Source organism: Paraburkholderia aspalathi (genome assembly GCF_900116445.1).
Taxonomy (GTDB): domain Bacteria; phylum Pseudomonadota; class Gammaproteobacteria; order Burkholderiales; family Burkholderiaceae; genus Paraburkholderia; species Paraburkholderia aspalathi.
Genome location: NZ_FPBH01000002.1, coordinates 1 through 25,543, shown reverse-complemented (window position 1 = coordinate 25,543; position 25,543 = coordinate 1). Strand labels below are relative to the sequence as shown.

Below are 25,543 nucleotides of genomic sequence, written 5' to 3'. Positions count from 1 at the left end.
TCACTGTCGGGCATGGCGGCTCCTTATCGGTTTTGTTTATCGACGTTGCTGATCTGCATTCGTTAGGCACGTGCTTGTCCACGCGCTCGGCCGCGCCGGATTCGAACGGATCGAACCGGCGTGAGCGAACGCTGCCGCGAATGGATGCTTGCGACGCGATGCCATACGGTTGCGGGACGTGCGTAAGCACGGCGCGGCCGAATGGCGCTAGTTAAGGTGCACGGGGAGAGTTACTTGTTACGGCGCGCACCGTCTGCCTGCTGGCAAGACGGCGGCTGAGAAAAGAGAGCGCGGGCGTCCGGCCGGTCAGGCAGTGAAACTGTTCGAAGATCGACTACTGCTGGTGTCCAAGGCAATGGCCCCGTTTGTGATGACGGGCGAATTTTAGGCACTCCTGCAAGCAGAAGTCAACATGCTTCGTTAAGCGAAGCAAATATTCTTTTCTTATGCGTGCGACAACGCACTTCGCTATCTCTGGCGGGGCTGAGCCTTTCAGAAGTGACAGGAAAGACAGGGGAATGAAGGGCGCGGACGCAGCCTTAAATAACGTAACGACGACCGGTAGCGGCAGGGCAACGCCAAGGGCAGGCAACAGGCTCGCCTGGAAATTCGGAGTGCGATCTCTTTTATGTGATTTTCGCTTGCGATTTTATATATGTGTCCCGGTCGGCAGGCGGAATTCCGGATCCGGGCAATTGGTCCAACGCGTCGGTAACGAAGCCATCTTCGGGTTGCGGACCCCCTATCGTTTTCCGAGTGGATAGGATGGCTGTTTCGATGCGGTTCTGAACGCATTAGTGCGTTGAAACGAGGATTCACCGGTGCGGGAGTTCCAGTTCCAGGACGTTAATACGCAACTAACGGTCAGGTCCGGCCGCCCCCTCCAAGTAACGCGACGCCCGCCTCGGTGGAAACTGAAAACGGCCGCCGCTCGCGTCCTACGCAGCAGCTATGCAGCGAAGAGACCGGCTATGCCACTCAACGATTGCCGTCAAGCAGATCGCCAAGCAATTCGTCGAAGGCGGCCTGGGCATCTTCGAGCTCCTGCAATGCAGCGTCGAATGTTTGCAGCGCGAACTGCGAAGGCTGGCCACTGCCGGCCGGCGGGAATTGCGATTGCAGCGACGCGAAGGCTGCCTTTACCCGCGTGGTTGCAGTCAAGACGCGCTCCATCGCGGCTGATTCTTCGGCTCTTGCCTGTTCGTGATCCATGAAAACTCCGTGCTCGTCTGGTCGGCTCGCGCCGTATCAAATGCGTGACTATGCCACGTCCGCGTTCAGGACAGCGGCAGGCCGCCGTTAGCCTTGATTTCCCGTAGCGACAACGCCGATTCCACCGACGTCACGCCCGGCAGGCTGCGCATCTCGTCGCGCATGAACGTGCCGTAGTCGTCGAGATCGCGCGCGACCACCTGCAGAATATAGTCGGCGCTGCCCGACACGTTGTGGCACGCGAGAATTCGCGGGATTGCCTGCACCTCGCGCTCGAAACGGGTGGCCACCGCGCGGTCGTGCACGGCAAAACGCACATAGACGAACGCGACGACGCCGAGGCCGAGGGCGGAGCGCGAAAGCATCGCGCGGTACTGATCGATATAGCCATCGTTTTCGAGGCGCTTGAGGCGGCGGGCGCAAGGCGTCTCGCTCAGGCCAACCATGTCGGCCAGCCGTGCGTTCGACATGCGGCCGTCGTTCTGCAGCGCGGCGAGGATCGCGCGGTCTGTTTTATCGAGGTCGGTTGTCATGGTTTTGAGGTGTTGACAGTGCGTTGGCGGAAAACATGACTCGGGAGTGGAATATTAGCGTATTCCTTCAAAGACGAAGCCACTGCCCCTGTATTTCGCCAGCAAACCCTCCACGGACGACGGCAAGATAGAGCCCTTAAAACAAGAGGCTTCTATGATTTCCGCACACCTTCTGGTCGTTTATATCGCTGCGTTGTTTGTGGTTTATGCGGTGCCTGGACCCGACATGGCGCTGGTTCTGCAGACCAGTATCGGACGCGGCGTGCGCAGTGGTTTCGCCGCGGCTGGCGGCCTTGGGGTGGCGCGGGCCACACACGTCACATTGTCGGCATGCGGGGTGGCGGCGCTGCTGCGCAGTGCGCCCTGGTTGTACGACGTGGTGCGTTACGGCGGCGCGGTTTATCTCGCGTGGGTTGGCATCCAGATTTTCCGCTCACCTGTATTCGCATTGCCCGAAGGCGGTGTGATGGGCGCCGAGTCGCGGCCGTTGCGGACCGCTTTCGTCAAGGGCTTGCTGACCAATCTGTTGAACCCGAAAGCACTGCTGTTCTGCTCGGTGCTATTGCCGCAGTTCGTGCGTCCTGCGGCCGGACCGGTTGCGCTGCAGATGGTCGAACTGGGTTTGGTGCTGCTTGCCATCGGCGCATGTTTCGACGTCGTGTACGCGATTGGCGCGGCGCGCATTGCCGGGTGGATGAGGGCTCATCCTCTCGCGCAGACACTGCAGCGTTGGACTTTCTCAGCGGCGCTGATCGGCTTTGCGTTGCGGCTTTCGCTGGACTGACTGACTTCCGAACTTCCGCACTTGCGGATGTCGGCATCAAGCTGATGTGATGCCCATGACAGGTAGCGAATAGAGCAGCGAGGCGCGGCACTCGGCGCATGCATCATGCCCACGCGCGAAGTGAGTGTGTTAAAAAAGCCGATAGGCAGCCGCGCACCGTTCCGCGGCAAAACAACCGCTCGCTTCTATCTGTCGATGAAAACTTTTCTGCTTTATGCCGTGACCGCCATCGCTGAGATCGTTGGGTGCTATTTGCCCTGGCGTTGGCTGAAGGAGGGCGGCTCGATCTGGCTACTGGTGCCCGGCGCGCTCAGTCTTGCCTTGTTCGCCTGGCTGCTGACGTTGCACGGCACCGCCGCAGGCCGCGTGTATGCGGCTTACGGCGGTGTGTACGTGGCGGTGGCGATCGTGTGGCTATGGGGCGTCGACAAAGTGCGCCCCACGCTGTGGGATGCGGCTGGCGTGGTATTCACCCTGGCCGGCATGGCGATCATCGCGTTCCAGCCGCGTGTGTGATGTCGCAATCACATGTCACCCACGCCACAGCGAACACGCCTTCTTACTTGGCGCCGCCCAGATAGTCGAGCTTGCCAAGTTCGACACCGTTGTGACGCAGAATGTCGTATGCCGTCGTCACGTGAAAATAAAAGTTCGGCAACACGAAACCGAGCAGATATGACAGCCCTGTGAACTCGATTGGGCCAACGCGCATTTTCAGTGTGATCGGCCGTTCTTCAGATCCGTCGATCTGTTGCGGATTGAATTCCTTCAGATAATCAATCGTCTTTTGAAGGCGGGCATCGAGTTCTTCGAAGGTCTGTTCGACGTCGTCGTACTTCGGCGCTTCGACGCCGGCCAGACGCGCCGCGCAGCCCTTCGCCGTGTCGCTCACGATATAGACCTGGCGCAATAGCGGCAGCATGTCCGGTGCGAGCCGGGCGTTCGTGAGCACGGACGGGTCGATCTGTTTCTCTGCAGCGTGCGCCTCGGCCTTGCCGAGGATGACTTGCAGGTTAGTCATGCCGCGCACCAGCACGGGCAATGATGCTTGATACATCGAAATTGACATGGGGTTCCTCTGATTCTTCGATCGTGCGCGCGGGTGGCGCGCGAGGCGCTGCGACGGCTGGATTGCCGCTTCAGCATCATAGCGCGGGTGCTGCGCGATGCGCATTGATCGAACGCGACGTTAGCCATTCGGACAACTGCCGCGCATGCCGGAACTGTGTTCGAATGCATGGGTCGGACGGTTTGGCGAAGTCCTTGAAACAGCAATCCGCCGCTGGCCACGCGGCGGAGAGTTCGTGCAGGCGCGTGCCGTGCTTGGGGTCCACCTTACGGCCCGCGCCGTCACGCTAACAGGAGAATCGACACCATGGTCAATAGACAACCGTTGCCAGGCAGCGAGCGCACGGCGGAACAAGGTTCGACAGTCGTTGGGCAATGCGATCCGGCAGAACGGATCGAGGTTTTCGTGCTGCTGCGCCGTCCACACCAGGCGCAGTTCGATGCACTGATGAGCAAGATCGAAGCGGGCGACCCGAGCGTCAAACCTCTATCGCGGGAGGCCTTTGCAAAAGATTACAGCGCCACTCCGGACGACATCGCGAAGGTCAAAGCTTTTGCCACTGCACACGGTCTGACGGTGGCGCGGGAAGATCCGGCAGCGCGCCAGGTGGTGCTGAGCGGCACGATCGCGCAGTTCCAGACCGCCTTCGGCGTCAAGCTGGAACATTACCAGCACCACACTGCGGGCCAGTTCCGCGGCCGCACCGGCACGATCAGTGTGCCGGACGATTTGCACGGCATCGTGCAAGCCGTGCTCGGCCTCGATAACCGGCCTCAGGCGCGGCCGCACTTTCGCATCCGGCCGCCGTTCCAGCCGGCCAAAGCGCATCAGGCGTCCTTTACGCCGCTGCAGCTCGCGTCGCTGTATCAGTTTCCGCAAGGCGACGGCAGCGGCGAATGCGTCGGCATCATCGAGCTCGGCGGTGGGTACAACACGTCCGACCTCAAGAGTTACTTTGCGAGCCTCGGCGTCGCTTCACCCAAGGTGAAATCTGTCGGTGTCGATCAGGGTAGCAATCAGCCGAGCGGCGACCCGAACGGGCCTGACGGCGAAGTCACGCTCGACATCGAAATCGTCGGTGCGATTGTGCCTGGCGCGACGATCGCGGTTTATTTCACACAGAACAGCGATGCAGGTTTCATCGACGCAGTAAGCCGCGCGGTGCATGACACCACCAACAAACCCTCGGTCGTCTCGATCAGTTGGGGCGGCCCGGAGGCGAACTGGACCAGCCAGTCGCAGCAGGCGTTCAACAGCGTGCTGCAAACGGCGGCAGCACTCGGCGTGACGGTCTGCGCGGCGTCGGGCGACAGCGGCTCGAGCGACGGGTCCAGCGGCGATCAGGTCGACTTTCCGGCGTCGAGCCCTTACGTGCTGGCATGCGGCGGCACGAGCCTGGCCGCGTCGGGCACATCGATTTCTCACGAGGTGGTGTGGAACGACGGCGCACAGGGCGGCGCAGGCGGCGGTGGCGTGAGCCGGACCTTTCCGGTGCCGGTGTGGCAAAAGGGTCTGTCGGCCACTTCATCGAGCGGCGCGAAGACGGCGCTCAGCGGGCGCGGCGTGCCGGACGTGGCCGGCGATGCATCGCCCATCACCGGCTATAGCGTATTGATCGACGGCACGCAGACGGTGGTCGGCGGCACCAGTGCGGTTGCGCCGCTGTGGGCGGCGTTGATTGCGCGGATCAACGCGGCGAAGGGGCAACCGGCTGGTTTCATCAACCCGAAGTTGTATAAGGCGCCGAGTGCGCTCAACGACATCACCCAGGGCAACAATGGCAGCTTCGCCGCGTCGCCAGGCTGGGATGCGTGCACGGGACTCGGCAGTCCCAATGGTCAGAAGGTGGCGGCGGCACTATAGTCTGATGAGTCGCGGTTCAGTTCGGAAGACGCCTCGCTGATTGCCAGCTCCGGCGCTGACCGGCTGTCCGCGCTTGGTCCCGGTACGTTGCGTTCAGGCCGCAGGCGGTTCGGTGCTTGTCTTCAGGAGGCGCAGGCAACGCAGGACACACGAGTGACATCAAGAGACATCGAGACACATCCAGAGAGACACACCAAGACACACCAAGACACACCAAGACTTTAACGAATCCATGGAGCGATCATGACGAACACCGAGTCAGCTTCCGTTAGTCCGCAGTCGTCACACAACACGCATGCTTCGTCCGCAACGGCCGCCGCCGGTGCGTCGCACAAAGGCGGAGATCAGCCGTTCTTCGATCCGGTCGCTTATGGCAACGGACCGGACGATTCCGTCACCGATACCACTGAAACAGCCGCGGTCACGCACCATTCGACCACGATCGGCGGCCAGAAGATCAACTACACGGCGACGGCGGGTCACCTCGTCATTGTCGACCCAAGCAGTTCGCAGCCTGAAGCCAAGATGTTCTACGTGGCGTTCACGCAGGACAAACAGAAGGAGGAAACCCGCCCGGTAACGTTCTTCTACAACGGCGGCCCGGGTTCGTCGTCGGTGTTCGTGCTGCTGGGCTCGTTCGCGCCGCGCCGCATCAAGACGTCGATGCCGGGCTTTACGCCGCCCGCGCCGTATTCGATGGAAGACAACCCGGACAGCCTGCTCGACAAGAGCGACCTCGTCTTCATCAATCCGGTCGGCACGGGCTATTCGGCAGCCATTGCGCCGAAGACCAACCGCGCCTTCTGGGGTGTCGACCAGGACGCCGACTCGATCAAGCGGTTCATCAAGCGCTTTCTTACCAAGAACAATCGCTGGAATTCGCCGAAGTACCTGTTCGGCGAGTCTTACGGCACGGCGCGCAGTTGCGTGCTGGCGTACCGGCTGCACGAAGACGGCGTCGATCTGAACGGCATTACGCTGCAATCGTCCATTCTCGACTACACGCAATCGGGCAACCCGGTCGGCGCCTTGCCCACCACCGCGGCGGACGCGTGGTATCACAAGAAGCTCGGCATTGCACCGCGGCCGACCGACCTCGGCACGTTTGCCGAAGAAGTGGCGCAATTCGCGCGCACCGACTATCTGGCGGCGCTGCGCAAGTTTCCGACGACCGATTCCGCAACGGTTGAAAAACTCAGCGAATACACCGGTATCGACAAAACCACCTTGCTCGCCTGGAGCCTCGATATCGCGTCGTACGACAGCCGCGGCAATTCGCTGTTCCTGACCACGCTGCTGAAATCGCAGGGTCTCGCGCTCGGTGAATACGATGGCCGGGTGACGGCGATCAACACCGGCATCGCCGGCAAGATCGACCCGAATTCCGGTGGCAACGATCCGACCATGACGGCGGTGACCGGCGTCTATACGACGATGTGGAACGTGTATCTGAACGAGCAGTTGAAATACACGTCGAATTCGGCGTTCACGGACCTCAACGATCAGGCATTTCAGTATTGGGACTTCAGCCATATCGATCCGACCGGCGCGCAGAAGGGGCTGGACGCGAAGGGCAACATCATTCTGTACACCGCCGGCGATCTTGCCGCCGTGATGGCGCTCAATCCTGACCTGAAGGTGCTGTCGGCGAACGGGTTCTTCGACTACGTCACACCGTTCTACCAGACCGTGCTCGATCTGCAGCAAATGCCGCTTGTCAGTCAGCAGGTCCGGCAGAATCTGTCGGCGCGTTTTTATCCGTCGGGGCATATGGTCTATCTCGACGGCGGTTCGCGTACCGCGCTCAAGGCGGATCTCGCCAAGATGTACGAGACGACAGTGTCCAACACCCAGGCGCTCTTCCGTATCCGCGCCTTGCAGGCCCGGGTGGTGCAAAAGCCGAAGTAGGTTGCGGTCGCGCGGTGCCTGGGCCGCGCCTGAGCGAGGCTCAGGCAGCTGCGTTGCCTTTGTACGGTGTTTCGGCACGGTCCTGCTACCTGTATCCGTGCAGGCCAGGGCCGCGCCGGCGTTCGCCCGCGAGTGCATTGGGACGCACCTTCACTAACCTGCGTATGTAAGCCTTTTTAGCGTAGGCATATTGAATGTGTTTTAATTAGTCTGCGAATTGAACTATTGCGCGCCGCTGCCGGCGCGCCGACGAATGAACGCAGGCATTGCAGACAGGCGCCGCATCATCTATTACAGCGACGCAACCAGCAGGACACATCAGGAGGCTCCGTCGACGCTCGCGCGCCGGTGCAGTGCCGCGCGTCCCGGCCGCAAGATGCGTCTTGCGTTCCTGCTCGGCTTCACCGCGCTACTTGCTTTGCGAATCGGTGAAGTCCGGGCTCAAGATTCATCGATGCTAGACGAGCGCGTCACGCAGGAGTCCGTCGGCGAAACGATTTGCCGACCCGGCTATGCGGACACGGTTGCACCGCCGTTCGACGAGTTGATGGCCCACAAGGACCGCATGCTTGCCGCGCGCGGCATCGGTGCCGAGAACGGTTCCGCTTTCGCGCTGGACAGGCGCGTGCCCATCGTGCTCGGCGGCTCGCCGAACGCACCCGCCAATCTCGATCTTCTGCCGTGGGCAGGCCACCAGGGCGAGCGTCGCAAGGCGCGCGCCGCGGTCATGCTCAAACGCTGCGTTTGCGAAGGGAAGCTGAGTCTCGCGGAGGCGCAAGCCGCGATTGTCGGTAACTGGTCGGTGGTCTATTCGGGCTTCAGCCAGACGTCTTGCGACGTGAGCCGTCTCGATGTCGCAACCGGCGACAGCAACGGACGAGGCGATGGTCACGACAGCGCGCCATGAGGCTGCCTGTCTTTGCCTGCGTTGTCCTCGCGGTTCATTCGCGTTCATTCAGCGCCGCTCGCAGCGCGCTGCCCCAACATATTCCCGGAGAATCACCATGACTCATTCACGCCTTGCCACAGTGGCACTCACGTTCGGCTGTCTGTTCGGCAGCGCTGCGGCGCTTGCCGCCGAGCCCGTGCACTGCGGCAGTGCCGACTCGCTGCAGATTCGCGGCGACGTGCCCGCAGCAATCAGTTTCGACGTGTACCGGCAACTGCGGCCGCTGAGCGCGCAGCGCGTCGCGCTGTTTCAGGCGGCCGGCGAGGTGAAACGCCTGCCGGACGGTTTGACGGTATGTGAAGTTGCCGACGACGGCGTCGACGATCCATCCGCGGTACTGGTTCACGTGCCGCAAGGCAAGAATGCATGGTGGGTGAGCGCGGCAAACGTGCAAGCGGCGGACTGATCCCGACGATCAGCCCGCCCTTTGCCCACGTCCCCCGTAGGATGCCGGTGGCGATAAATGTCGCTGTCCGGTGCGGCCCGGTTTTTGCGCAGCGTCCGCGTCTGGCGCGTGTGCCGGGCCTGCACCACTGAATGAACATGTGTTTTGCTATTTTTACGGCCGCTTATTCAGGTACAGTGCATTAACGGAAGTTTTTGTAGGTCCGTTTTTACGACATTGTGTCGCATCGCTTTTGTTGTCGATTGTGGCTATCCTGAAAACAGGACGAAATTCGAAGGGGAGATTTAAATGATTGCCTTCTATCTGACATTTGCTGCTGTGGGTGCGGCCGGCGCCGCCTTGATCCGCGAACTCGCGGCGGCTCAGGAGAAACAGCGTGCAGCGCTGCGCCCGGTGCGGGTGCAGGCCGCGGATCGCAGCGCGCGCCGAGGGTAGGCGGCATGAACCTGATCGTGCGCAATATCGCGGAATCGTGCAGCGAGCAGGAAGTGCGGGAGTTCCTCAAGCGTGAGCTTGGGCATTACGCGAAAAACGTCGAGGTGGTCGATGCCGGGAAGCCCAGCGCCTACGCCACGGTCGAGTTAAACGCGGAAGTGCCATATGTGGGCGAGGTGATCGCGCGGCAGATTCACGGCAAGCAGTTAGGTGGCTTGACGCTCGAAGCCAGCGCCGATCTGTTCAGTGACGACACACCGCCTGCTCACTGAGTCAGTCGCAACCGCATTTGCCGATTGCTTCGAAAGCGCCGAGTGGGGAGAACGCCCTGCGTCAGGCGCAAATTCCTGACGCCCATCCTCCCCGCGCATTCTGCTCGTTACTTCCCTTTTTTCATTCCCCGCCTGTCTTTATCGGCCAATCGAACGGCGTGTAGGGCAGCGCCCGCTTGTGTCGCGTGATGTCGTAGAAGCGCAGGACAGTTTCGCGCGCCGCATCGCTCACCGGTTTGCCTTCCAGAAAGTCGTCGATATCGTCGTAAGGGATGCCGTACGCGTCTTCGTCAGGTCGTTGTGGACGCAACATTTCCAGGTCGGCAGTCGGCACCTTGTGCGCCAGCGATTCGGGTGCGCCCAAGGCTTTGGACAGTGCCCGCACACGACGTTTGTTCAGACCGGTGAGCGGCAGCACATCGGCGCCGCCGTCACCGAACTTCGTGAAAAATCCCATCACCGATTCGGCCGCATGATCCGTGCCGATCACCACGCCCGCCCGTGCGCTGGCTACCGCGTATTGCGCGATCATTCGCTGGCGCGCCTTGATATTGCCGTGGACGAAGTCCTGCTGTGAGTCGTCGTTAAATCGCATGCCGCTGTTATCCAGTGCGGCGAGCATTGCATCGGCGGCGGTTTTGATATCGATGGTGAGATTTTCGTCCGCGCGAATGAAGCTCAAGGCCTGCTGCGCATCGGCTTCATCCTTTTGCACGCCGTAAGGCAAACGGATCGCGACGAAGCGCGCGTCGTAATGTTCGGCGCGCAGTCGCTCGACCGCGAGTTGTGCAAGCCGACCAGCGGTAGTCGAATCGACGCCGCCGCTGATGCCAAGCACGTAGGTTTTCAGGCCATTGCTGCGCAGATAGTTCGCCAGAAAGGCGACCCGGCGCTCGATTTCCTGTGCGGCGTCGAACTCGGCGGCGATGTGCATTTCCGCTGCAATGCTTGCCTGGCGTGCGACTGGGTCCTGTTGCGTCATGTTCCTCTTTCCTCCATGTGCGGTAACGCGAGCGTCGACCATGAATGCTCGCGCTGATTGCATGAGCGACCGGTCCACAAACGAGTCGATTCTGAGAGTATGTCGTGATGAATCGGTTTCGCGGTTTTATCGTGGATATTGGCTTTCAATTCACTTTGCGCTGTTTTTAAAACCGCGGCGCAGAGCGTTGGATATTGATTGTCAATACGGCGATATGGGTGAATTGGCCGAGTCTTCATCGACAGATGCCAACGCGCTTAGTAACATCCTCGTTCCGAGCGCCGCATGAGCCGGCGAGCAGTCAATAATAATCAGGTTTGCTCAAACACGCGATGAACTACCCCAATTGGCCTGGTCAGCCTGCACCGGACCGCAGTACTTCTGCATCGGTAGATCGTCGAAGCGAAGTGGTGTGTATGTCGGATTTACGCTTCGTGCCGCGTTTCGTGCGCGCCGTTGGTTCGGTGCGCTACCTGGCGCGCGTGTTCACGGCTGTCATTTGCGCGGTGTCATGTGGCGTCGCTATTGCGGCGACGGGTACGGCTCCGGCTTCAGTCGCCACGTCCGCACGGCCATCGGCATCCGCAGTGGCGAACCACCCGGCGCGCGCGGTCGACGCATCGGGCGTTGCCGTGCCCGATGCGGCCGGCGTGGTCGACCCACGTCGCGCGTTCCTGCTGCGCGACGTGTTCGCGCAAGACGTCACGCGCCGGCTGAAAGTGCCGGCCGCGGAGCAGCGCGCCTATGCCGACCGTCTGCAAACGGCGCTCGGCGAGCATATGCTCGGCAACCTGTCAGGCGAGTATGTCGTGCTGGTCGATCGCAACGCCAACGTGCAGGCGCTGTTCATCTATTTCCGGGCAGCGCCGTCCGACGGTTGGCAGATGATCGGCGCTTCGCCGGTCTCGACGGGCCGGCCTGGCGAGTACGACCACTTCATCACGCCACTCGGCGTGTTTGAACATACACCGTCCAACATGGACTTTCGCTCCGAAGGCACGCTGAACGAGAACCACATCCGCGGCTACGGCAAGCGCGACATGCGGATCTTCGACCTAGGCTGGGCGCAGGGCGAGCGGGGATGGGGCAAGGGCGGCATGTCGCAGATGCGTTTCCAGATGCACGCCACCGATCCGGACCGGCTCGAGCCGCTGCTCGGTATTCGCCATTCGAAGGGTTGCGTGCGGATTCCTGCGTCGCTCAACGCGTTTATCGACCACTACGGCATTCTCGACGCTGAATATGTCGCGCTCGTCGAGTCGGGCAAATCGCTGTGGGTATTGAAAAGCGATCGCCAGGTGACGCCGTGGGCGGGGCGCTACATCGTCGTGGTGGATTCGGCGCGCAAGAGCCGCCCGGCCTGGGCGCCGGCCCCGGGCAGCAAGGTGCGTGCGAAAGTGCCGGCCGGCGCCGATACAGCGGATTAAGCAGTGGGTTGAGTAGCGGGCGAGGGTGCTGAGCTGATATCGAACTGATCACGGCCCGCGACCATGCCGCCCGGAACGCGCGACGAACGCGCATTGATCGACGCAGGCCGCTCTGCGTCGATCGAAAAAGCCTCACGACCGCGCCAGCACCACGCCCACCAACGCCACCGCAAATCCAGCGATCTGCACCGGCAACAGCGTTTCGCCAAAGCCGACATACCCTTCGAGCGCGGCGAGCGGCGGCGCGAGAAACATTAGCGCGGTGGCGCGCGCCGCATCGCCGCGCCTGACCATCCACACCAGTAAGGTGACGCTGATTCCGGAGAGCATCACGATGCCCCACGCCAGCGACCCCCACAAAGTGGCCGATGCAATCCAGCGATGCTCGCCGAGCGCCAGCGCAAGTATCGCCGCAACGACCGCCGCGCCGAAGTTCTGCACCGCACTTGCGCTGCGGATATCAGCCTTTGCGAGCGAAGTCTTCTGAAACAGCGTGCCTGCAGTGATCGCGCCGATCGCGAGGATCGAAATAAGCACGACCAGCCACGGCGGCGCGTCGCCATGCGAGGCGGACGGCGCGGCCGCGGCGAGCTTCGGTTCGAGAACCAGCACGACGCCCGCGAGGCCGAGCGCCATCCCGGTCCAGCCACGCCGGGAAAGCCGTTCTCCGAATAGCGGGGCCGCGACAGCGGCAGTCGCGAGCGGCTGCAATGCGCCGAGCAAGGCCATCACACCGGCGCTCAACCCCTGTGCGACGGCCCAATAGCCCGCGCCGAGATAGACGCCTTGCAGCAGTGCGCCCGCTATCAGATGCTTGCCGAGATCGCGGCCGGTTGGCCAGGCGACGCGTGCAGCGAGCGCGGCAAGCGTGAATATCAGCGCGGTGCCGCCGAAGCGCGCGAGCAGGAACAGATTGGGATCGGCATACGGTGTGATCGCCCGGGCGACCACGAAGCCGGTCGACCACAACACGACGAATACAGCGGCGATAGAGGAGGCGAGCATCGGCAAAAGGTCGCTTCAAAAGCCGCCATCTTGCCTGGATACAAGACGCGCGTCTTGTTCGAAGCTGCAATCATCACCACATCAGCAATACCGTCCCCGCGCCGAGTACTCCGCCGCACACCGCGCACGCCCACAGCAGCACACGCGTGCGCCGATATTCACGGCTGATGTCCACCATCAGCTGCGCATTCTGCTGCGGCGTGCGGGCGCGATCGTGCTCATGCTGCAGATAGCGCACGGCCAGTTGCGGCACGCGCGGCAGCATATGCGCCAGATGGGGCAACTCGCGCGAGATGCGCTTGATCCAGCCGCGGTGATCCATGTCGCGCCGCGCTATACCCGCCAGCACGCCGCGTGTGACATTCCACGTATCGACACCCGGATGCAGCGCACGCGCGAGCATTTCCGCCTGCTGGAACGAACGCTGCGCGGTGGCGAGCCGCCCGGACACGGCGCCGTCGAACGGATGCACCGCATGCAGCAGATGATGAAATAGCGAACCCGCCGAGCGGTCCTCCGGCGCGGCTGCAAAGTGCGCTTCGGCGCGCGTGCGCAACTCGGCTTCGAGCATTTCCTTGCGCGTGTCCTCGGACACATGACCGGCGTCGCGATGCAGCTCGGCGAGCCGGCCGTAGTCCTGGTCGAAGAGGGCAGTCGCGCCGTGCACGAAGAATTCGCGCTCGCCGGTCGACAGACTCGACATGATCGAAAACTCCGCCAGCACGAGGCGTCCCAGCGTGTCCGGTTCGATGCTCACGCGCACCTTGCGCGCATCGAGCGTCGCGTGAAAGAAGCCGTGCTCGAATGCCTGTTCAGTTACCACCTCGACGATATGCGCGGCCAGCGGCGCCAGCTTGACGTGATGCAAATGCAGGCCGGGCAGGTCGCTTGCGGCCAAGGTGCTGACGCGTTGCATCGTCAGCGTCTGGTTGGTGCACAGGTCCCAGATCACGGCCGGCACGACGATGCGCCGGTCGCCGTCGAAATGATGGCCGGTCTGGCTCAGATTGGCGGCTTCGGCGCGCAGATCGAAACGGCGCTGGATGTCGTCGGTGAAGGTCTGCGCCAACATCCGCAGTTGCAGGCGGCGGGCCGAGCCGGAAAATTTCTCCAGCCAGCGCGCGACCCAGCGCAGAAGCGCGAGCTCGTCGCCGATCTGTTGCAACTGATCGGCGTGCACCAGCTTGATGGCCACTTCGCTATGGCCGTTGACCGGCACGATGAGCCGCGCGAAGTGCGTCTGTTCGGCAAAGCCGCCGCGCACCGGCACCAGATCGACGGCGCTGAAGATCGTGGCGAGCGGCCGGCCGAATGCGCGTGCCAAAGCCAATTCGGATTCCTGCGGCGGCAACGCGGCTTCGAGATGATCGATTGCGTCGATGGCATCGTGCAGGGTGCCGCTCGCGAGTTCGGGCCGTTCGGCCAGGGTCTGCGCGAAGCGGCTCGCGAGCGGCCCGAGCGCGGGCAGCACGCCGTGCAGGCTCGCGCCGCTGCGCCCGGCCGCGTGCACGCGGCCGATCAGCTCGATCATCCAGTGCAGTTTGTGGTCGGATGGGGCGGCAAGCCAGATCAGGCGTGCGCCATAACGCAACGCGTGGAACAGCAGCAGTAAGCGGCGAAACAGTGGCGGCATCGGCAGTTCGGTTGACGGGCTACGCGGTTTCGACAGGCGTCGGCGCGCGGCCAGGGCGTTCAGATTAGCAGGTAAGCGCCATAAGAGGAGCGTCCCCGTGCCACGCGTAATACAATACCGCGGCCTTCTCCAATCGTGGCGAAACCCAAGCGTGCCGGTTCCCGGCCTCCAACAGATGCTCGCAGAACAACGTCACCAATACATCCTGGCGCAAGTCGCTAAAACCGGCGCGCTCTCGGTCGCTGAACTGGTGCGCGAACTGAATGTGTCGCGCGAGACCATCCGCCGCGATCTGAATGCGCTGGCCGGGCGCGGTCTGCTCGTCACGACCCACGGCGGCGCGCTCTCCAGCGACCGGCGCGAGCCCGACCTCGATACGCGCGAAGCCGCCAACGCCGGCGCCAAGCGGGCCATCGGCGAACGCGCGGCCGAGTTCGTGCCGGACGGCGCCTCGCTGATCATCGATTCGGGCAGCACCACGCAAGCGGTGGCCCGGGCGCTGCTCGACCGGCACCGCCTGTCGGTCTATACGAACGACTGGCGTATCGCGCTGCTGCTCGGCCGCCGCAACGATAACCGCGTGACGCTGCTCGGCGGCGAACTGTCGGATATCGAAGACGCCACTTTCGGCCTCGACACGGTCCATCAGCTGACGCAGTACCACGCGGACTTCGCCTTCATCGGCGCGGGCGGCATTTCGCCGGATGGCTACCTGACCGACTACAGCCGCATGGCCGCCGAAGTGCGCAGCCGTATGATCGCCGCCGCCGACATGGTGGTGGTGGTCGCCGACCACTCGAAGTTCGGACGCGTGACGCCGGTGCGCATCAACGGGATCGAATCGGCGCGCTATCTGGTCACCGAACTGGCACCGGAGAAGGCGCTCGGCAAGGCGATCACGGCGCATGGGCCGGAAATCCTGATTGCCTGAGCGGCTGCGCCCGCGGAGTCATCCGAGTGGCTGGCGGCGTGGGCGCATGAGCGAGCGCCCCGCATACCTGCGCGCCACGACTGCTCTGCGGCATCCACATCACTTCACGCGAATCCCAAGCCATTTCAGCGTACGGTCGATCGCGGCCACTGCGCTACGTAGTTCGTCCGCATCGATCGCGCCGATGCAACCCACGCGGAACGTGTCCACTTGCGTCAGCTTGCCGGGATACAGCACGTAACCCGCCTCGCGCACCGCGGCATAAAAGTTTGCAAAATTCCACGCGGGGTCGCGCGGCGCGTAGAACGTGACGATCACCGGCGCCTGTACTTCGGGTTTCAGAAACGGTTCGAAGCCGAGCGCTTTCATGCCGCTTACCAACGCCGCGCAGTTCTGCGTATAGCGTGCGCCGCGCGCCGCTTGTCCCCCTTGCGCGAAGAACTGATCGAGCGCCTGACGCAAAGCCGCGACCACATGAGTCGGTGGCGTGAAGCGCCACTGCGTCGTCTTCTGCATATAGACGTATTGATCGTACAGATCCAGCGCGAGCGACGGCGAACGTCCTTCGCAGTGTTCCAGCACGCTGCGCCGCACAATCACGAATCCCATGCCCGGCACGCCTTCCAGGCATTTGCCGCTCGCCGAGATCAGCGCGTCGATGCCGCCGCGCCGTAAGTCGATCGGCAGCGCGCCGAATGAGCTCATTGCGTCGACGATCAGGCTTTTGCCGTGCCGCTGACACACCGCGGCGATATCGTCGAGCGGATTGAGCAGGCCGGCGCTCGTTTCCAGATGGACTTGCGCGACGTGAGTGATACGCGATTCGCGATTCAGGGCGTCTTCGATGGCGGCCGCGCTGACCGGTTCGTCCTCGCGCAGCGTCAGTTCCACATAAGCGATCCCCATACGCTGCAATATTCGGATCAGACGGGCACAATACGCGCCGTTGTTCGGAACCAGCACGCAGCCTTGACGCGGCACCAGCGTGCCGAGCGCCGCTTCGACCGCGAACGTACCGCTGCCTTGCAGCGGTACGCAAACATAGTCATTTTCGCCATGTACGATTTTGACGAGGTCGGCGCACACGCTATGGGTCATACGGTTGAACGCGGCGTCCCACGAGCCCCAGTCGCGCAGCATCGCCTCGCGGGTTTGCGGCGAAGTGCTCAACGGGCCCGGGGTCAGCAGGATTGGATCGTTTCCAGGAATCACAGCGCCTCCGTCATCAGATGAATGTCCGTCGCCCGGGCAGGGTGACGAAAAGATTGATTTGGATATTATTGGCGAATTGTGTCAATTGTTGGAATTCGCCAGAATCGTCATGGCGTTGTCATGGAAACCTGTGATCCTTGCCGTGCCCGTTCAGGCATGGCCGGCAGCGCGAATGTGGTAGGTGAGCTGTAAGTCAGGCTGGAGAAGAAGCAGCAAAGTTGTCGGCAATCTGCAATTCGGGCGAAACTGCACGGCAACTGGCTGCGGGCAACACGCAAGCGGCGCGGCGCTACCGCCGTTCAATCACAACAGGTATCGGGATATCCCGACCGTCTGGTTTTTTGCCTTTCGGAGAGAGCGACATGACAAAGACGAATTCCCTTCACGCCACGGCTGGCCTCGCACGCAAACTGTTGCCGGCGCTGATCGCCGCGGCAGCATTCGGCGGCGCGGCGATGCAGGCCCACGCGGCTGACGCAGTGGTGCTGTACACCGCCGACGGCCTCGAAAACCTCTATAAGGATGTGCTGCCGGCCTTCGAAAAGAAGGAAGGTGTGAAGGTCAACATCGTCACGGCCGGCAGCGGCGAAGTGGTGAACCGCGCCACCATCGAGAAGGATCAGCCGAAGGCCGACGTGATCGTCACGTTGCCGCCGTTCATCCAGCAAGCCGACCAGGCCGGCCTGCTGCAGGCTTATCAGAGCGCCAACTACAAGAACGTGCCGGCGATCGCCAAGGCGCCGAACGGTTCGTGGGCGACTTTCGTGAACAACTACTTCTCGTTCGCGATCAACCCGGACGTCACGAAGAACCAGCCGAAGACCTTCGCCGACCTGCTGCACCCGGACTACACCGGCAAGGTCGCCTACTCGAACCCGGCTACGGCTGGCGACGGTATGGCCGTGATCATCCTGACCACGTCGTTGATGGGCGAAGACAAGGCGTTCGACTATCTGAAGAAGCTCGAAGAGAGCGCCAAGTTCCACACCAAGGGCACGGGCTACCTCGACGTACTGCTCTCGCGTAACGAAATCGCCTTCGCGAACGGCGACCTGCAGATGGATCTGGACGATGCAGCGAACGGCGGCCTGTCGCTCAAGCCGATCTTCCTCGCAGCCAAAGCCGGCGATAAGCCGACCACGTTCCAGCTGCCGTACGCGATCGGCCTGATCAAGAACGGTCCGAACCAGGCTGAAGGCAAGAAGCTGATCGACTACTTGATGTCGACCGATGTGCAATCCAAGGTGCCGGACATCTTCGGTATCCCGGGCCGCACGGACGTGCCGCTCGCCGGCAAGAACGGCGAAGCAGTCAAGAAGGCGATCGCCGGCGTGACGTTGATTCCGGTGGACTGGACGCAAGTGATGGCGAAGAAGGCTGACTGGACGGCACGTTGGAAGAGCGATGTGATCGGCTCGTCGGGCAAGCAGCTCGAAGTCGTCAAGCCGAAGTAAGCCGCAGTTCGCAATTGAGTCAGGCGGCGCTTCCTGCATTCGTGCGGGGCGCCGTATCAGCATTAATCCAGTTGGAGGATGAACCCGGTGAATACGGCCAGTCTTGCTCACCCAGGCGCGCTCGGCGCCTCACCGGACGCGCTCGACGGCGCGCGTTCGAACACGCCGGGCGGCGTGCAGATCGACCATCTGACGGTGCGCTTCGGCACGCGCACTGTGCTCGACGATCTGTCGTTGACCATTCAGCGCGGCGAGTTGCTCACCGTGCTCGGTCGCAGCGGTTGCGGCAAGACCACGCTGTTGCGCTTCATCGCCGGGTTCATCGAAGCGGACGGACTGTCGGGCACCTTGACCGTCGCCGGTCACGATCTGACGCACGTGCCGCCGCATAAGCGCAATCTCGGCTTGCTGTTCCAGAGCTATGCGCTGTTCCCGCATTTATCGGTATTCGACAACGTGGCTTTCGGCTTGCGTGCGCGCCGCACGCAGTCGAAGGATGTCGCGCGACGTGTCGCTGATGCCTTAAAACTCGTGCAACTGGGCGACGCCGGGCATCACATGCCGGCGCAATTATCGGGCGGCATGCAGCAGCGCGTGGCGCTCGCGCGTGCGCTTGTGATCGAGCCCGATGTGTTGTTGCTCGACGAACCGCTTTCCGCACTCGACGCCAATCTGCGCGCCTCGGTGCGTTCGGAACTGAAGGCGTTGCACGAGCGCCTGCCGAATCTGACGATCGTCTGCGTGACACACGATCAGGACGACGCGCTGGTGCTGTCCGACCGCACGCTGCTGATGCGCGAAGGCCGCATCGCCCAACTCGGCACGCCGCAACAGCTGTACGACACGCCGAGCGACGGTTTCGTCGCGCGCTATCTGGGCGCGGCCAATCTGTTGCCGCCGCAGGTGGCATTCGGCATGGACGACGTGCGCTACAACGAGCGCGAGCGGGTCGCGTGTCTGCGTCCGGAAGCGCTGCGTATCGTGCCGCTTGGCGAAGGTCAGTTGCATGGCGCGATTACGTCGGTCGAATGGTACGGCGCGGTGTTGTCGGTGTCGGTCGCTCTGGACGCGACGCCTAACGAGCCTGTGCTGGTCACCATGCAGCGTGGCCACGGCATGATGCCGGAGAAGGGCGCGCGTGTTTCCCTGCGTTATGAGGCTGACGATGTCGTCCTTATCAACCCCTGATACCCCCAATTCGATCAGCGACGCCGCTGCCGATGCCCGCCGCAGCGCGAGCGCGGCCTCGCACACGGCGGCGGTGAAGCGACGCGAACGCGCGGCGCAATGGCACCTGCTGTTCCTCGCGGTGGTCGTGCTGGGTCCGCTGGTGATCTATCCGCTCGTGCGTCTGGTGCTGCTGAGTTTCACCGGTCCGCACGGTTTGAGTCTGCAGGCCTACTCGGCGTTTTTCGGCAATCCGGAAACGCGCGGCGTAGTCGGCACCACGCTGTGGATTCTGTGTGTGAGCGCCGGGCTCGCATCCTTGCTCGGTATCGGTCTCGCGTCGCTATTGTTCTTCAAGCCGTTTCCCGGCGCGCGTATGGTCACGCGTTTTCTTGAACTGTTCGTCGCGTTCCCGTCGTTTCTGGTCGCGTTCACGCTGATCTTTCTGTACGGCTCGCAAGGCTCGGTCAGCATCGCCTTGCAGCAGCTGTTTCATCTCGAGGCGCCGCCGCTCAATTTCCTGTTCGGCGTGGGCGGCGTGATTCTCGCGGAAGTGGTCTTCTACGCGCCGTTCGTCGTGCGTCCTACGCTGGCGTCGTTTGCCACGCTCGACATGCGTCTGATCGAAGCGGCCCGCAGTCTCGGCGCGAGTGGCTGGATGGTCGCGTTCAAGGTGATCCTGCCGCTCGCGTGGCCGGGCATCGCCGCGGGCACGATCCTGTGTTTTCTGCTGACCTTGAACGAGTTCGGCATTCTGCTCGTGCTCGGCAGCGCGCATCTGATCACGCTGCCGGTCGCGATCTACAGCTCGGCGACCGTCGACCTGGATCTGCCGACCGCCGCCGCCGGCGCGGTCGTGATGCTGATCATGTCGTTGTCGCTGTACGCGTTGTACCGCCAGGTCAACCGTCGCAAGGTGAAAGGAGCGGGCCATGGCCGTTGAACTCGACCCAACCGTTTTGCCAGTCATACACAAGAAGGCACGGCCGGTGCGCCGCAGTCTGCCGGTGCGCATACTCGGCAGTCTGTTTCTCGGCTTTGCCGCGTTGCTGTGCTTCTGGCTGTTCGTCTTGCCGGTGCTGGTGGTCGCGCTGTCGAGCGTCGCCGGGCACTGGTCGGGCACGATCCTGCCGGACAGCCTCAGCACACGCTGGTTCGAGCGGCTCGGTTCCAGCGACTTCGACGCGCTGACTACAAGCCTCAGCATCGGCATGGGCGTCGCCGTGCTCGGCACGATTCTCGGGCTGTGGCTGGCACTGGCGCTCGAAGGCCGTGACCGGCGTGGTCTTGGCGCGTTCGTCGACACCATCGCGATGATGCCCAACGGCGTGCCGAGCGTGGTGCTCGGGTTGGCCGTGCTGATCGCGTACCACAAGCGTCCACTCGATCTGTCGAGCTCGGCGGCCATCGTCGTGTTCGTGCAGCTCGCGCTGGTGCTGCCGTTCTGCTACCGCTGCGCGGCCGCCGCGTTGCGTCCGGAATTGACCATTCTGCGGGAAGCTGCGGCGAGCCTGGGTGCGCCGCCGTCGATGGTGCTGCGCCGCGTCGTGCTGCCGCAACTGGTGCCGGCGATCCGCGCAAGTCTCGCACTCGGTTTCGCGCTCTCGCTCGGCGAACTCGGCGCCACGCTCACCGTGTACCCGCCGGGCTTTGCGACGGTGCCGATCGTGGTGGTCGGGCAGGTGGAGCGTGGTTATTACCTGCCGGCCTCCGCGTTGTCGCTGATTCTGCTGATGGTCTCGCTTGCTGCGTTGCTGCTGATTGCGGCGCGTGTCCCGCGCCGTCGGGTGGACTGACGGGCACCTTCTGATTGTTGTGTTTGCGTGCGCATGCCAGGCGGCGGACACGCAAACGCGCAAACACATATCGATGTGGCGAAATTTGTCAAAATGACCGAATATATGCAAACTGCTTCTGTCGATCCGATTGAGGTTGTGCGCAGGCATTCGCTGACGACGCTGGTCCGCGACGAAATCGAACGGTACATCATCGAAGGGGCGCTCGCACCCGGCGACAAACTCAACGAAGCCGATTGGGCCGCGCGTCTGCAAGTGTCGCGCGGGCCGGTGCGCGAGGCGTTTCGCGCGCTGGAGCAAGCGGGTCTCGTGCGCACTGAGAAAAACCGCGGTGTGTTTGTGCGGACAGTGTCGCTCGCGGAAGCGGACGAGATTTATGCGGTGCGCGCGGTGCTTGAAGAAGCGGCGTGCCGGATGCTGGCTTCGCGTATCGATGCGCAGAAGCTTGCGGTGTTGCGCGAGTGGCTCGACGCGATGCGCGCCTCGCTCGATGCACAGGATCACGATGCCTACGCGCGCGCCAACGTGGCGTTTCACGACGCGATCGTAGCGGCGTCGGGCAATGTGAAGCTGTATGAGACGTATCGAAGGCTGGTGAGCGAATTGAGTCTGTTTCGCCGCGCCGCGCTGGTGGTGCATGCCGATGCGATGGAACGCTCGCTCGCCGAACATCGCGCGATTCTGACGGCGCTGGCCTCGCGCGATGCCGAACATGCTGCGGCGTTGATGCATGCTCATGTGAACGGTGGCCTGCAGCGCGCGCGTGAGGCGTGCGAACCGGCGGGGTCGTTGGGTGCGGTGCGGATGTCGGCGGCATCGAACGATTGAGACTGGCTGCAACGGATTGACTGGAGCACACGTGCTCTCAACGGATGGAAGGTAACAATGGCAAACGCAAGCGAACGTACGATCGAAGTCAACGGCCGCAGCTACCGGCTGCCCTCGCAACCCACGGTCGTAGTGTGCGTCGACGGCTGTGAATACGATTACCTCGAAGCCGCAGTCGCGGCCGGCGTCGCGCCTTTCATCGGCAAGATGCTCAAGGGCGGCGCGGCCTTCAAGGGCGACTGCGTGATTCCGTCGTTCACCAACCCGAATAATCTTTCGATCGTGTGCGGTGTGCCGCCCTCGGTGCACGGCATTTGCGGCAACTACTTCTGGGACCCGGACGCGAACGGCGGCGAAGGCGCGGAAGTGATGATGAACGATCCAGCCTATCTGCGCGCGGGTACCTTGCTGGCTGCCGCGGCGGAAGCGGGCGCGGCGGTCGCCGTGGTCACCGCGAAAGACAAGCTGCGCCGGCTGCTCGGCTGGCAATTGAAGGGCATCTGCTTCTCTGCGGAAAAAGCCGACAAGGTGACGCGCGAAGAAAACGGCATCGATGAAGTACTCGATCTGGTCAGCTTGCCGGTGCCTGATGTGTATAGCGCGGGTTTGTCCGAGTTCGTGTTCGCCGCCGGTGTGCGGCTTGCTGAAACCCGCAAGCTCGACCTGATGTATCTGTCGACCACCGATTACATTCAACATAAATGGGCGCCGGGCACCGAAGGCGCGAACGCGTTTTACGCGATGATGGACGGCTACCTCGCCAAACTCGATGCGCTCGGCTGGGTGATCGGCCTCACCGCCGACCACGGCATGAACGCCAAGCACGATCCGAAGACTGGCGAGCCGAATGTGATCTATCTGCAGGACGTGCTGGACGATTGGCTCGGTGTTGGGCGCGCCCGTGTCATCTTGCCGATTACCGATCCCTATGTCGTGCATCACGGCGCGCTCGGTTCGTTCGCGACGATTTACCTGCCGCACGATGTGAGCGTTACGCAGGTGATCGAACGGATCGGCGGATTGCAGGGTATCGAAGTCGTGCTCGACAATCGCGCCGCTTGCGAGCGCTTCGAGCTGCCGAATGACCGTGTCGGCGATATCGTCGTGGTCAGTACCCGGCATGTGGTGCTCGGCACGCGTCGCGACGAACACGATCTGTCCGGACTGACTGTGCCGTTGCGCTCACACGGTGGGATTTCCGAGCAGGAAGTGCCGTTGCTGTTCAATCGCCGCGTCGAGGGTTTGCCTTCCGGGAAACGGTTGCGCAACTTCGATATCTTCGACGTCGCTTTGAATCACGTGTCGCCATCATGAACGCCGTGCTGCGAGACCATCCGGCATTTCGGGCGGAAGCGCTGCGGCTCAAAGGCGAGCGCGCGATGCGCTCGCGTACGCTCGACGTGTTCGATCCTTATTCAGGGACGCGGGTGGGCACGGTCCCGTTGGCGAGCATCGAAGATGTGCGCGCCGCGTTCGAATACGCCGCCGCCTATCAGGCGAAGCTCACGCGCTATGAGCGTTCGCAGATTCTCGAACGCGCTGCGGCGTTGCTGCGGGAGCGGACTGAAGAGGCCTCGGATCTGATTTCGCTCGAGTCGGGTTTGTCGAAGCAGGATTCGCGCTACGAGATCGGCCGCGTCGCTGATGTGTTCAAGTTCGCCTCGATCGAAGCCTTGCGCGACGACGGACAGAGTTTTTCCTGCGATCTCACGCCGCATGGCAAGAAGCGCCGGGTGTTTTCGCAGCGTGAGCCGCTGGCGGGTGTGATCGTCGCGATTACGCCGTTCAACCATCCGATGAACCAGGTCGCGCACAAGATTGCGCCGGCTATTGCAACCAATAATCGCGTGGTGTTGAAGCCGTCGGAGAAGGTGCCGTTGTCGGCGTTTTATCTGGCGGACATTCTTTATGAAGCGGGTTTGCCGACGCCGATGCTGCAGGTGCTGACCGGCGATCCGCGCGAAATCGCCGATGAACTGATTACGCATCCTTTGGCCGATCTCGTCACTTTCACCGGTGGCGTGGCGATCGGCAAATATATTGCGTCGAAGGCGGCTTACCGGCGCGTCGTGCTGGAGCTTGGCGGCAACGATCCGCTGATCGTGCTCGAAGACGCCGATCTCGATCGCGCGGCGACACTGGCCGTGCAGGGCTCGTATAAGAACTCCGGGCAGCGGTGTACTGCAGTCAAACGAATGCTGGTGCAGAAGAGCATCGCGGCGGACTTCACCGATCTGGTTGTGGAGAAGACGCGCGCATGGACCTATGGCGATCCGTTCGATGCGTCGAATCAGATGGGCACGGTGATCGACGTCGCCGCGGCGCAACTATTCGAGGCGCGTGTGAACGAGGCCGTCGCGAGTGGCGCGCGCTTGCGCATCGGCAATCAGCGCGACGGCGCGCTTTATTCGCCGACGGTGCTGGATGGCGTCGACCCGTCAATGACATTGGTACGCGAGGAAACGTTCGGCCCGGTGTCGCCGATCATCACCTTCGATACGCTCGACGACGCCATTCGTATTAGTAACGGGACGGCGTTCGGATTGTCCTCCGGTGTGTGCACGAACCGGCAGGACGCGATCACGCGCTTCATCAATGAATTGCGCGTGGGGACAGTCAACGTGTGGGAGGTGCCGGGATACCGGATCGAACTGACGCCGTTCGGCGGCATCAAGGATTCCGGGCTTGGCTATAAGGAAGGTGTTCAGGAAGCGATGAAGAGCTTCACCAATCTGAAGACTTTTTCATTACCGTGGGAGTAAGAACGTGGCATTGAGTCTGAACGACATCCGTTCGTTATATGAGCAATATGGCAAGCTCGCCTATAGCGGCGAACCGGTGACGCAGCTTGAACATGCGCTGCAGAGCGGCGCACTGGCGGAAGAGGCGGGTGCCGACGATGAACTCGTCGCCGCCGCGTTTCTGCATGACCTCGGCCATCTGCTGAATCTGCAAGGTGAAACGCCGACGGAGCGGGGCATTGACGATCTGCATCAGTATTTCGCGCTGCCGTTCTTGCGGCCGGTGTTGTCGGACGCGGTGCTGGAGCCGATCCGGTTGCACGTCGACGCCAAGCGCTGCCTCTGCGCAATCGACGATGCGTACTTCGGCCAGCTTTCCGCTGATTCGGTGCGGAGCCTGGAATTGCAAGGCGGCATCTTCTGCAAGGAAGAGGCTGAAGCGTTCCTGCAGAAGCCCTACGCGGAAGACGCCTTGCGCCTGCGCAAATGGGACGACCGCGCAAAAGAAGAGAACCGTGCGACGCCGGGGCTCGATCATTATTTGAGCGTAGTCGAACGCGTGATGCAGAAACACGTGACTGCCTGAACGAGGTGGTTTTCGACTGGGCTTCGGATGAGCTTGTTGTGCCAGTCGTTTTCAATTCCTGCGCCATTTCTGGCGCAGTCCATGCGTATCAAAATAACGCTTGCAAGGGGCCGTGCGGCTCGCTAGAATCTCGCTCTTTCGTGCTTCGGACACCGGAGCACGGGGAGCGGGAGAGCCAGCAGTGGCAAGGCTTTGCGCGATGCGGGCAGGTTCAGGAAGTTAGAAAAACCTGTTGACGGCGTAGCGAAAGTTCTTCATAATCTCGTTTCTCTGCTGCTGATGCAGCGACGCAGAACGAAGCGGTGCCGGGTGGTTGAAGTGGGCGGCGCTTCGGTAGTGAATGCGGACTC

At 62.4% G+C, this 25,543-nt stretch carries 25 protein-coding genes; 18 read left to right on the top strand and 7 right to left on the bottom strand.

What is annotated here, in order from left to right; genetic code table 11:
- Positions 1-978: 978 nt before the first annotated feature.
- Together BM438_RS02790 and BM438_RS02785 are read right to left on the bottom strand one after the other, a co-directional pair.
- A complete protein-coding gene (locus BM438_RS02790) occupies positions 979-1,212 on the bottom strand; it encodes a hypothetical protein (protein WP_054039234.1) in 234 nt (77 codons plus the stop codon).
- Positions 1,213-1,277: 65 nt separating this feature from the next.
- Entirely contained in the window at positions 1,278-1,745 is a 468-nt protein-coding gene (locus BM438_RS02785; RefSeq protein ID WP_054039235.1) for an Lrp/AsnC family transcriptional regulator, read from the bottom strand.
- Between the two features lie 154 nt (positions 1,746-1,899).
- Between BM438_RS02785 and BM438_RS02780 the strand changes: the two genes are divergently transcribed.
- Positions 1,900-2,529, top strand: coding sequence for a LysE family translocator (locus BM438_RS02780; protein WP_093632806.1), 630 nt, complete (start codon positions 1,900-1,902; stop codon positions 2,527-2,529).
- 195 nt (positions 2,530-2,724) lie between these two features.
- Positions 2,725-3,045: a YnfA family protein gene (locus tag BM438_RS02775; protein ID WP_093633228.1), complete on the top strand. Its 321-nt coding sequence runs from the start codon at positions 2,725-2,727 to the stop codon at positions 3,043-3,045.
- A 43-nt stretch (positions 3,046-3,088) separates the two neighbouring features.
- On the opposite strand, the gene BM438_RS02770 is transcribed toward BM438_RS02775, so the two are convergent.
- Positions 3,089-3,598, bottom strand: a complete 510-nt coding sequence (locus tag BM438_RS02770; protein WP_093633227.1) for a DUF1993 domain-containing protein — start codon at positions 3,596-3,598, stop codon at positions 3,089-3,091.
- Between the two features lie 306 nt (positions 3,599-3,904).
- On the opposite strand from BM438_RS02770, the gene BM438_RS02765 reads away from it, so the two are divergent.
- The 6 genes from BM438_RS02765 (at position 3,905) to BM438_RS02745 (ending at position 9,431) form a co-directional block, all read left to right on the top strand.
- Positions 3,905-5,461, top strand: coding sequence for a S53 family peptidase (locus BM438_RS02765; RefSeq protein ID WP_093632805.1), 1,557 nt, complete (start codon positions 3,905-3,907; stop codon positions 5,459-5,461).
- Positions 5,462-5,704: 243 nt separating this feature from the next.
- Entirely contained in the window at positions 5,705-7,369 is a 1,665-nt protein-coding gene (locus tag BM438_RS02760) for a S10 family peptidase (RefSeq protein WP_093632804.1), read from the top strand.
- Between the two features lie 253 nt (positions 7,370-7,622).
- Positions 7,623-8,276 (top strand): hypothetical protein, encoded by a 654-nt coding sequence (locus BM438_RS02755; protein ID WP_093632803.1) that lies wholly within the window; start codon positions 7,623-7,625, stop codon positions 8,274-8,276.
- Between the two features lie 97 nt (positions 8,277-8,373).
- Positions 8,374-8,724: a hypothetical protein gene (locus tag BM438_RS02750; protein WP_093632802.1), complete on the top strand. Its 351-nt coding sequence runs from the start codon at positions 8,374-8,376 to the stop codon at positions 8,722-8,724.
- A gap of 288 nt (positions 8,725-9,012) precedes the next feature.
- A complete protein-coding gene (locus BM438_RS45305; protein WP_167378289.1) occupies positions 9,013-9,159 on the top strand; it encodes a hypothetical protein in 147 nt (48 codons plus the stop codon).
- A 5-nt stretch (positions 9,160-9,164) separates the two neighbouring features.
- Positions 9,165-9,431, top strand: coding sequence for an RNA-binding protein (locus BM438_RS02745; protein ID WP_054039246.1), 267 nt, complete (start codon positions 9,165-9,167; stop codon positions 9,429-9,431).
- A gap of 121 nt (positions 9,432-9,552) precedes the next feature.
- Here the strand turns inward: BM438_RS02745 and nadE are convergent, their stop codons facing one another.
- Complete coding sequence (gene nadE / locus BM438_RS02740) at positions 9,553-10,413, bottom strand: ammonia-dependent NAD(+) synthetase (RefSeq protein WP_093632801.1); 861 nt, start codon at positions 10,411-10,413, stop codon at positions 9,553-9,555.
- A 416-nt stretch (positions 10,414-10,829) separates the two neighbouring features.
- Here nadE and BM438_RS02735 point away from each other — a divergent pair, with 416 nt between their 5' ends.
- Positions 10,830-11,840: a L,D-transpeptidase gene (locus tag BM438_RS02735; RefSeq protein ID WP_244179234.1), complete on the top strand. Its 1,011-nt coding sequence runs from the start codon at positions 10,830-10,832 to the stop codon at positions 11,838-11,840.
- Between the two features lie 132 nt (positions 11,841-11,972).
- Here BM438_RS02735 and BM438_RS02730 read toward each other — a convergent pair whose 3' ends face one another.
- Both BM438_RS02730 and BM438_RS02725 read right to left on the bottom strand, forming a co-directional pair.
- Positions 11,973-12,845 carry a DMT family transporter gene (locus BM438_RS02730; RefSeq protein ID WP_093632800.1) on the bottom strand — a complete coding sequence of 291 codons (873 nt, stop codon included), beginning with the start codon at positions 12,843-12,845 and terminating at the stop codon, positions 11,973-11,975.
- A 73-nt stretch (positions 12,846-12,918) separates the two neighbouring features.
- Entirely contained in the window at positions 12,919-14,478 is a 1,560-nt protein-coding gene (locus BM438_RS02725) for an ABC1 kinase family protein (protein WP_093632799.1), read from the bottom strand.
- Between the two features lie 175 nt (positions 14,479-14,653).
- Here BM438_RS02725 and BM438_RS02720 point away from each other — a divergent pair, with 175 nt between their 5' ends.
- A complete protein-coding gene (locus tag BM438_RS02720) occupies positions 14,654-15,409 on the top strand; it encodes a DeoR/GlpR family DNA-binding transcription regulator (protein WP_093632798.1) in 756 nt (251 codons plus the stop codon).
- A 99-nt stretch (positions 15,410-15,508) separates the two neighbouring features.
- On the opposite strand, the gene BM438_RS02715 is transcribed toward BM438_RS02720, so the two are convergent.
- Positions 15,509-16,618, bottom strand: coding sequence for a 2-aminoethylphosphonate--pyruvate transaminase (locus BM438_RS02715; RefSeq protein ID WP_093633225.1), 1,110 nt, complete (start codon positions 16,616-16,618; stop codon positions 15,509-15,511).
- A gap of 365 nt (positions 16,619-16,983) precedes the next feature.
- Between BM438_RS02715 and phnS the strand changes: the two genes are divergently transcribed.
- The 8 genes from phnS to BM438_RS02675 all read left to right on the top strand — a co-directional run bounded on the left by phnS (position 16,984) and on the right by BM438_RS02675 (position 25,193).
- Positions 16,984-18,075 (top strand): 2-aminoethylphosphonate ABC transporter substrate-binding protein, encoded by a 1,092-nt coding sequence (gene phnS / locus BM438_RS02710; RefSeq protein WP_093632797.1) that lies wholly within the window; start codon positions 16,984-16,986, stop codon positions 18,073-18,075.
- An 87-nt stretch (positions 18,076-18,162) separates the two neighbouring features.
- Positions 18,163-19,263 (top strand): 2-aminoethylphosphonate ABC transport system ATP-binding subunit PhnT, encoded by a 1,101-nt coding sequence (gene phnT / locus BM438_RS02705; protein WP_093633224.1) that lies wholly within the window; start codon positions 18,163-18,165, stop codon positions 19,261-19,263.
- Entirely contained in the window at positions 19,241-20,185 is a 945-nt protein-coding gene (locus BM438_RS02700; RefSeq protein WP_093632796.1) for a 2-aminoethylphosphonate ABC transporter permease subunit, read from the top strand. The genes phnT and BM438_RS02700 overlap by 23 nt, the downstream gene beginning before the upstream one ends.
- Entirely contained in the window at positions 20,175-21,038 is an 864-nt protein-coding gene (gene phnV, locus BM438_RS02695) for a 2-aminoethylphosphonate ABC transport system, membrane component PhnV (protein ID WP_093632795.1), read from the top strand. Before BM438_RS02700 ends, phnV begins: the two co-directional genes overlap by 11 nt.
- Before the next feature lie 93 nt (positions 21,039-21,131).
- Complete coding sequence (locus BM438_RS02690) at positions 21,132-21,866, top strand: phosphonate utilization associated transcriptional regulator (protein ID WP_093633223.1); 735 nt, start codon at positions 21,132-21,134, stop codon at positions 21,864-21,866.
- Between the two features lie 57 nt (positions 21,867-21,923).
- Entirely contained in the window at positions 21,924-23,180 is a 1,257-nt protein-coding gene (phnA, locus tag BM438_RS02685) for a phosphonoacetate hydrolase (protein ID WP_093632794.1), read from the top strand.
- The gene (gene phnY / locus BM438_RS02680; RefSeq protein WP_093632793.1) at positions 23,177-24,628 is read left to right on the top strand and encodes a phosphonoacetaldehyde dehydrogenase; all 1,452 of its coding nucleotides are present in this window, start codon (positions 23,177-23,179) and stop codon (positions 24,626-24,628) included. Before phnA ends, phnY begins: the two co-directional genes overlap by 4 nt.
- Before the next feature lie 4 nt (positions 24,629-24,632).
- Positions 24,633-25,193 (top strand): phosphonate degradation HD-domain oxygenase, encoded by a 561-nt coding sequence (locus tag BM438_RS02675; protein ID WP_093632792.1) that lies wholly within the window; start codon positions 24,633-24,635, stop codon positions 25,191-25,193.
- Positions 25,194-25,543 lie beyond the last annotated feature (350 nt).